We start from the raw sequence: 8,073 nt of genomic DNA on the forward strand, positions 1-8,073 counted from the left end.
CCCCCGATAGCCTCGGAGGCATCATGACCATCAGCGTAAGGGGGGTCATTTTTGGAAGCCGATTACCCCGTTACGGGGTCAATTTTGCACGCCGGTTCACAATGACCCCGTTACCGAAGTCCTGAGCCTAGTGCGATGGTCGCAGCAAAGAGCCGCTCATCCTGGCTGTCAGATTTCCCGAACCACCTCTGACGAGGCTGCCCGGCAACTCAGCCTCGGCCTGCCGGACCTGTGAGGAACGGAGTGGGCTGAGGGGGCACCGTCAGGACCAGCGGCCACCATCGGCGCGACCAATTTTCTCGCATTGCCATGCGCGGCGTCTCCACGTTAGACTGACCTCAGGACATGGCTGGAACGTCGCGCTGTGCGAGCAGATGTTCAAATCTCCTGGCGAGCCGCAAATTCGCACATCGTCGCGCCAGTATTTTTGCGACGCCATGCTGCTCAGGACTACGCCAATGCCCGACCCAGCCCTCCATTCCCCGCCGAACGCCGCCGGGCGCTTCTCTGTAATGCATTGGAAATGCTGCGTAGTCTCTGTGCAGGCTCTTCAGGGATCGGCACGGGAATGGCACGGCAACGACAAACCACCGCATCGAAGCTTCGGCTGGTCACCGAGACCACCGATGAAGCCGTTGCGCGCGTTGCTGGCACCCGCAACCCCGACCCCCGCCTCGCCGATCTCGTCCGGCAACTCGCCCGGCAGGCTGCGGGCGATTTCGTCCAACAGGAGACGGCCCGATTGGCGGGCGGCCGCCTCCCAGACTGAGGTGTCCGCATGAAGGTCGCGCTCTACGCCCGCTACTCGTCCGACAACCAGCGTGACGCCTCGATCACCGATCAGCTGCGCATGTGTCGCCTGCGCGCCGAAAAGGAAGGCTGGACCGTCGTCGAGGAATATACTGATCACGCCATCTCCGGCGCCAGCATGATCCTGCGACCGGGCGTCCAGTCCCTGATCTCCGATTCCCTGCGCGGTCGCTTCGACATGATCATGGCCGAGGCGATGGACCGGCTGTCGCGCGACCAGGAGGATATCGCCGGCATCTTCAAGCGCATGACCTATGCCGACGTGAAGATGTTCACCCTGTCCGAGGGCGAGATCACCCATCTGCATGTCGGGTTGAAGGGCACGATGAATGCGCTGTTCCTGAAGGATCTGGCCGACAAGACCCGCCGTGGGCTGCGCGGTCGGGTCGAGGATGGCAAATCCGGCGGCGGACTCTGCTACGGCTATGATGTGGTGAAGAGGTTCGATGATCGTGGGGAAGCTGTCCGGGGCGACCGGACCATCAACGAGGCCGAAGCCGGGATCGTGCGCCGCATTTTTGCGGATTATCTCGACGGGAAATCATCGCGCACCATCGCCATGTCCCTGAACCGCGATGGCATACCGGGGCCGCAAGGCAGCGAATGGGGGCCATCGACAATCCACGGCAACCCGAAGCGCGGCACCGGCATCCTGAACAACGAGCTTTATGTCGGCAAGCTGGTCTGGAACCGGCTGCGCTATATCAAGGATCCCGACACCGGCCGGCGCGTATCCCGCCTGAACCCGGAATGCGAATGGGTCGTCCATGAGGTGCCTGACCTGCGCCTCATCGACCAAGACATCTGGGATGCCGTCAAGGCACGGCAGAGCCGCCTTGCCTATGATGTGGTCGAGACCAGTCCCAATCCCCTGAACGACCGGCGCCGCCCGAAGCATCTCTTTGCCGGCCTCGTCAAATGCGGCTGCTGCGGGGGCGGCTATACGATGATCTCCAAGGACCTGCTCGGCTGCGCGACTGCGCGCAACAAGGGCACTTGCGACAACCGGCTCAACATCCGACGTGACGCCCTCGAAGCGTCGATCCTGAACGGGCTGCGCAAGCATCTGATGGACCCTGCGCTGTTCAGGGAGTTCTGCGACGAGTTCACCAGGGAGGTGAACCGGTTGCGGATGGAGCGTGGTGCCGACCTTGAGGTTGCGCGGCGCGAATTGGACAAAGTCGGCAGGCAGATTTCTCAGATCATCGAGGCGATCACCGACGGCATGTATCACCCCTCAATGAAGGAGAAGATGACTGGACTTGAAGCCCGGAAGGCTGAACTGGCTGAGAAACTGGCCAATGCCGATGAGCCCCCTCCGCTGCTACATCCGAACATGGCGGCACTCTATGCGCAGCGGATCGGGCAGCTCTATGAGAATCTGCAAGACGAGGACGGCCGCGCCCGTGCCGCCGAAACCTTCCGCTCGCTGGTCGATCAGATCACGCTCATGCCGGATAACGGCGAACTGGCGATCGTGCTGCGCGGCGACCTCGGCGCGATCCTGCGCTTTGCGGCAGGAAAGAAGAACCCTGACTTCCTTGCAGAGGCCGAGGCTCTGGACAATCTGCTTTCGCCGGGATCGTTGGTTGCGGGAGGGTGCAACCATCTTAGCTTGCGGTCGGACGGCCGCCTCATGAGACGGGCCGATGTTGTCGAAGTTGCCAAGCAAGTAAAGATGGTTTCGGGGATCTGCGGCGATCTTCACTTGCTATTTCAGTCGGCTGCGTAGGCTCGGGCCGCACCGTTGAGTTCGGTCGCCACAAATTTTGATGCGCTGCGGATTTGGCGTTGAGAAGCAAAATCGAAGCGGCCTGAACCGGCAATTGATCGTTGATCCCGAAATTCCATTGCACACCGGCGAACGCGCGCCCTGGTGGAGAGGTCGGCCGAGACTACGGGCTCAGACGTACCGCTACTTCCAGATCGCGACCCAACGCGTTCCAATCAGCTATCCGTTGACTTCCAACTAGCCGACATAGATAGTTCCAATTGTCAGGAACTCGAGGATGGAATGTTCGAGCGGTTTGTGGAGCGCCGGGCGGAAGAAGCCCTTCTAGATACACCCGTGGTCCTCATCGTGGGGCCACGCCGGGCGGGCAAAACCACGCTCGTCAGGAAGATGGGGGAGGCCGACCGCACCTATATCACGCTAGACGACCAGACCGTGCTCGAAGCTGCGCAGGCTGATCCAGCCGGGTTCATCCGGGGCCTGAATCGAGCCATCATCGATGAGATCCAGCGCGCACCTGATCTGCTCCTCGCGATCAAGAAGACGGTCGACGAGGATTATCGCCCTGGTCGATTTCTCCTCACTGGCTCGGCCAATGTGCTGACCTTGCCGCGGGTCGCCGACAGTCTTGCCGGACGGATGGAAACGCTCCGAATGCTGCCACTGGCGAAGGCCGAGATCGACGGCAGTACTCCGACCTTCCTTGAGCGCCTCTTCGAGGGAAAGCTGCAGCAGGCCCGCAATGCGATCGTCGGTGACGAGCTCATCCATTCCACCTTGCTCGGCGGGTTTCCCGAAGCCATTGCCCGAGACAGCGAACGGCGCAGGCAGGACTGGGCGAGATCCTATCTCACGTCGGTCCTAACTCGCGATCTCAGGGACATCGCGGAGATCGAGAAGCTGACCGAGCTTCCAAAATTCGTGCGGCTGCTGGCCGAGCATTCTAGCCAGCTGGTTAACTATTCGCAGTTCGGGGCCAGCATCAATGTCAGCCATAAGACCGGGCAGCGCTATGTGGGACTGCTCGAACAGGTGTTTCTGATCGCGACGCTGCAGCCCTGGTTCACCAATGTGCTGAAGCGCATCGTCAAGACGCCGAAACTACATTTCCTTGATCCTGGCCTCCTGGCGAGCGCGCGCGGCCTAACCTTCGATAGGGTGAAGACAGACCGTGGCGCGTTCGGGGCGCTACTTGAGAGCTTCGTATTCTCGGAAGTGCTCAAGCTGATGACCGCGTCGGATCTGCGGTTGGCGCCATATCACTTCCGCGACCGGGACATGCGCGAAGTCGACATCGTGCTGGAGCGCGACGACGGGATGATCGCTGGCATCGAGGTCAAAGCGAGCGCTACGGTCAAGGCCGGTGATTTTTCCGGCTTGCGCGCTCTCGCCGACGCCTGTGGTGACCGCTTCGCGTTTGGCGCCGTTCTCTACGACAGCACGGACGTCGTGCCGTTCGGCGATCGCCTGGCAGCAGCGCCCATATCCACGTTGTGGAGCTGAATGCGATGCGTCTGCCCACGAGATCGTCACACGCTCGACGCGCCATACAGCTCGAACCTGCGTTGGGATGGACCTACTTGTCCCGCGAGGCGCTGGCCCGCGCCAAGGCGCAAATGGATGAGGAGTCCATGGGCGTGCGTGACGAGATCGGCTTTCTGACCATCCATCAGCGGTATGCCGATCATTTCTTCCCAGGCACATCGGTCCTGCATACGCGGGCGCGTTACGCGATCTTTGTACCCTGGTTGTTCGAGGACCTCGCGGGTTTGACGGGACCGGCGGCCGATCGTGCCCTACGCGAACGCGAAAGAGTGCTTGCCGGGCGGCTCCGGGAGGCAGGCGAGTCCCAGGTCATTGGCGGTCGTGTCTTTCCCAAGCCGTCCAGTCAGCCGCCATCGACCGTCTACTGGAATGCACTCGCAGTGTGGGGAATCCTGCGCCCGCGTCTTGACGGGCGGATGATTTCTCGGGCGCACGCGCATAGACTGCTGAAGGGCGTGAGGGCGGCGACCGACGATGACGGACAGCCACTCCTCGGCTTCGATCCGCCGTTCGTCCCGCTGGCAGGGCCTGCGCGCCTATCTCGACAACCCGGTCATTTTGTCATCGCTGCCAGGCAGGAATGCGGTCGAGAGGGTCATGGGAGCGGTGGTCGACGGCGGATTCGAGAGCGTTCTGGACGAGCATTTCTGGCTCCGCGCCCAGAATCTCCATGAGGGCGCAGCGGGTCTTTCCAGGGATCTGAAGGCGTCGCTCGGGCTCCGTGCCGGCAGTTTCAGCTTTCATGGGATTGGCGGACAGTCACACAAGATTCCTGTCCGTTGCCATGTCGCCGTCCCGTTCAGCGACGCGGAGGCCGAGCCGGTGGTCAAGGTGGAGGGAGGCGTCGCGCCGGCCGCCCCGGCGCGTCCAGATGAAGTGCGCCGAAGTTTCAACACGCCTTTCTGGCCGCATGTCCTGGCGACTACATCCGTTGGGCAGGAGGGTCTGGATTTTCATCCGTGGTGTTCGCATGTGGTTCATTGGGACCTGTCCTCCAACCCGCTCGACCTCGAGCAACGCGAAGGCCGCATCCAGCGTTATGCGGGTCTGTCGGTCAGGCGGAAGCTGGCGGAAGAGCTGCGCGACGAAGTGCTTGGCGATCCCGCCGTGGATCAAGGCTCTCCCTGGCGATGTGTGGAACGGCACGCGGAGCGCTTTGTCGATAAGAGCGGCCTTCGTCCGTGGTGGGTGCACGACGGTGCCGAAATCCGCCGGCACGTTTTCGAGCGTCCCTTTGGTCGGGACATGCTGCGATTCGCGCAACTTCGGGAACAGCGCATGATCTATCGACTGGCTCTCGGCCAGCCCAACCAGGAAGATTTTATTGACGTGTTGTCGCGCGGCGGGGAAGCGACCCGTGCGCTGCTGCAACCGCTGATCCTGGATTTTTCCGCGATGGGTCTGCGGCAACAACACACGACTGCCCCGGACTCATCGGCCAACGGCCATGGGCAGATGGCGGAGACCGGCGCTCCGGAATTGGATGGCGGTGACATGGCGGCGCCTGCGTTGGCAACCAACCAGCCGATGACCGACGTCAATGCTCAGCAGCGGTTGATGCCTGGGTGATCGAGGCAGACGCGAGGCGGGCCTGTGATGGCTATGCGCTGCCCAAGACCCGCAATTTCATCGCGCGGGTCTCCAGCAAATAGGTTTCGACTCCGGCGAGCAAGTGCAACCCTTCCTCGGTGATCGCCGCCCGTGACAGTCCGGGCTGAATGATGCGGACGTCAAATTCGTAGCGATAGTCCTGCCAGCTCGCTTTCAGCCGCTTGAGGAACGCGGCGTTACCATGTTCGAAGCGAGAGCTTTGCCCCTTGTCGAGGCGCAGTTTCTCGCGCCTGAGCATGTGCGTGAACATACGGTTCCCCCGAATCCGCGAGGGCGGCACGCGCAGCGTCAAGCCGACCCCTTGGGGTTGAATGCAAAGAAGCGGATCAGACCAAGGTTTGCGAATGGAAGCGGGGGTGGTGCCATGCATCTGACCGGTTGCCGGAGACCCTTCGCAGATGCCTCGCCCAGCCAGCCCTGCCGCCATACTCTCCGAGAAACCGTGTTCGTTCAAATCGGGACGGCACCCATTGCCCCATGACATTGGTGGCAGAAAGCCAGGGAATTGGTGAGGCTGGAGCCCGGTCCATCACTGCCGGTAAAGCGATAACCCGACGGCGCCGCAGGGAGGCGGAACCGGCCTTGCCGCTCAGTCCCAGAGCCCATCGGCGATTTCGCGCGCGATCATGGCGCGGGCCTTCATCATCACCTCATCGCCCGACGTGTCGACATGGCCGAAAAACCGCGCCCTGGCGCCATGCGCTGTCCAGTCGGCGTAGCGGCAATACTCGCGGGCATCGAGGCGGAACGCCCGCATGTCCTCGGCCCAATGGGGCTTGGGCTCCACCACCACAGTGACGCCGTCGCGCGTCTCCTCCCAGGGCAGCGAGCGCTCGGCTGTCCGCCTTCTCTGCGTCGGTGTTGCGTTGCTTTGGCGCCGCAACGATCGTCGCGTCCACGATCTGGCCGCCCATCGCGAGATAGCCGGCCTTGGTGAGGTGCTTGTCGAAACGGGCGAACAGGTTCTCGATCGCCTTCGCCTGCGTGAGGTGCTCGCGGAACAGCCAGATCGTCTTGGCATCCGGCACGCGGTCCCCGAGCCCCAGCCCGAGGAAGCGCATGAACGACAGTCGATCCTGGATCTGGAACTCGGCCTGGTCGTCCGACAGGCCGTAGAGCGCCTGCAGGACCATGATCCTGAACATCATCACCGGGTCGTAGGGCGGGCGACCACCCTTGGCGCCGTCGGACCGCTTCAGTGCCTTGGCCAGTGGCTTGCGGAAAACCTCCCACGGCACCAGCGCGTTCAGCTTCTCCAGCGGATCGCCGGCCTCGCTCAGCCGTACATAACGCTCGTCAATGTCCCAGAACCCAACCTGTCCCCGCATCTGCAGCCCCCGCAAATCACCGGAAGATTGAATCATGAAACGGGCGAGATGGGGAGGTTCTTCGAGGTCTCCAGATATGTCGCACCGTCGTTACAGCCGGGTCTTGCCGCAGGAAGGACACCGAATGGCGGCGCGGCGACAAGCCGGTATACCCGTAGTCCCCGACCGGCTCACGGCCAGCAGGCATCGCCCTCTGCGCGATCGTCGGCTCATCGAGTTCCGGAACGGTCGGATTCTCCCGTTCCGAGGAGGCAAAGGGCGGTATATCCTCGTCGCGCAGCCCCTTGACGGCCCATCCCCCCTCGCGGTGCGCCGGCCCACCTCACTCCGCTGATACGCAAAATGGCGTGGTAAGCTGGAACGCACCAATTTCGGAAACTTCTGCCAGACCGTCAGCGATAAGTTCTTCGCCGATAGCGCGGAACTCCTCATCGCTGAGCGCAAGGCCGTCGAGGATCTCGTTGATGTTTGAGCGATCGAGAACACAACCGGCTTCCTCGATCACGGCAACTGTGCGATCTTTCGGGGTCCCGGCATGCGCGTTGAGGGGTGCGGAAGGGCAATTTGGCGAGGTGAGCCGGAACACGCCCATTTCTGAAACATCGGCCAACCCTTCGGCGACGAGTTCCTCGCCGATAACGCGGAACTCCTCATCGCTGAGTCCGAGACCGTCGAGGACTTCGTTCACGTTCGAGGCATCGAGGACACAACCGGCTTCTTCGATCACAGCCACCGTGCGGTCCTTCGGGGTCTCGGCATGAGCGGCGAGCGGCGCAAACATGCAGGCTGCGAGCAGGATATGTGAAAGTTTCATCGTCGGGTTCACCTTCCCATGCGCTATGGTTGAAAGGTCTCCACTCGCCGTCACGCGACGGCATTCCCCAACCCTCGTGCCGGAGCCTATAGCACTGCGCTACGCACTCCGCCCCGTTCGTTCAAACGGGCTGAAGCCGGCATGAACTGAAAAGCGCTCCCGGCCACCTTCGGTATCATGGGAAGGCTGCGGGTGGGGCGGTGTCGAGGCAGGCCGTTAGCCGGAAGATACCC

At 62.3% G+C, this 8,073-nt stretch carries 7 protein-coding genes and 2 pseudogenes; 4 read left to right on the forward strand and 5 right to left on the reverse strand.

The genetic code is table 11. The features are described from left to right. Positions 1-550 precede the first annotated feature (550 nt). Complete coding sequence (locus ACDP63_RS23630) at positions 551-910, reverse strand: hypothetical protein (RefSeq protein ID WP_409928748.1); 360 nt, start codon at positions 908-910, stop codon at positions 551-553. On the opposite strand from ACDP63_RS23630, the gene ACDP63_RS23635 reads away from it, so the two are divergent. From ACDP63_RS23635 to ACDP63_RS23650, 4 genes and pseudogenes are all read left to right on the forward strand, one after another. Continuing rightward, entirely contained in the window at positions 833-2,542 is a 1,710-nt protein-coding gene (locus ACDP63_RS23635; protein ID WP_409928747.1) for a recombinase family protein, read from the forward strand. The two genes, ACDP63_RS23630 and ACDP63_RS23635, sit on opposite strands and share 78 nt — an antisense overlap. Positions 2,543-2,824: 282 nt before the next feature. Then, positions 2,825-4,045 (forward strand): ATP-binding protein, encoded by a 1,221-nt coding sequence (locus tag ACDP63_RS23640; RefSeq protein WP_199257888.1) that lies wholly within the window; start codon positions 2,825-2,827, stop codon positions 4,043-4,045. Positions 4,046-4,050: 5 nt separating this feature from the next. Further along, positions 4,051-4,467: pseudogene (locus ACDP63_RS23645) on the forward strand (DUF6361 family protein); the annotation flags it as partial. A gap of 94 nt (positions 4,468-4,561) precedes the next feature. After that, positions 4,562-5,656: a C-terminal helicase domain-containing protein gene (locus ACDP63_RS23650; protein ID WP_409928743.1), complete on the forward strand. Its 1,095-nt coding sequence runs from the start codon at positions 4,562-4,564 to the stop codon at positions 5,654-5,656. 31 nt (positions 5,657-5,687) lie between these two features. Here ACDP63_RS23650 and ACDP63_RS23655 read toward each other — a convergent pair whose 3' ends face one another. The 4 genes and pseudogenes from ACDP63_RS23655 to ACDP63_RS23670 all read right to left on the reverse strand — a co-directional run bounded on the left by ACDP63_RS23655 (position 5,688) and on the right by ACDP63_RS23670 (position 7,840). Further along, entirely contained in the window at positions 5,688-5,990 is a 303-nt protein-coding gene (locus ACDP63_RS23655) for a hypothetical protein (RefSeq protein ID WP_409928744.1), read from the reverse strand. Positions 5,991-6,287: 297 nt separating this feature from the next. Further along, the gene (locus ACDP63_RS23660) at positions 6,288-6,581 is read right to left on the reverse strand and encodes a hypothetical protein (protein WP_409928745.1); all 294 of its coding nucleotides are present in this window, start codon (positions 6,579-6,581) and stop codon (positions 6,288-6,290) included. Then, positions 6,541-7,026: pseudogene (locus ACDP63_RS23665) on the reverse strand (transposase); the annotation flags it as partial. The gene ACDP63_RS23660 and the pseudogene ACDP63_RS23665, both read right to left, overlap by 41 nt. A 322-nt stretch (positions 7,027-7,348) precedes the next feature. Beyond that, complete coding sequence (locus tag ACDP63_RS23670) at positions 7,349-7,840, reverse strand: hypothetical protein (protein ID WP_409928746.1); 492 nt, start codon at positions 7,838-7,840, stop codon at positions 7,349-7,351. Between the last annotated feature and the right edge of the window lie 233 nt (positions 7,841-8,073).

Origin of the sequence: Paracoccus sp. P2 (assembly GCF_046335115.1) — a bacterium.
GTDB lineage: Bacteria > Pseudomonadota > Alphaproteobacteria > Rhodobacterales > Rhodobacteraceae > Paracoccus > Paracoccus pantotrophus.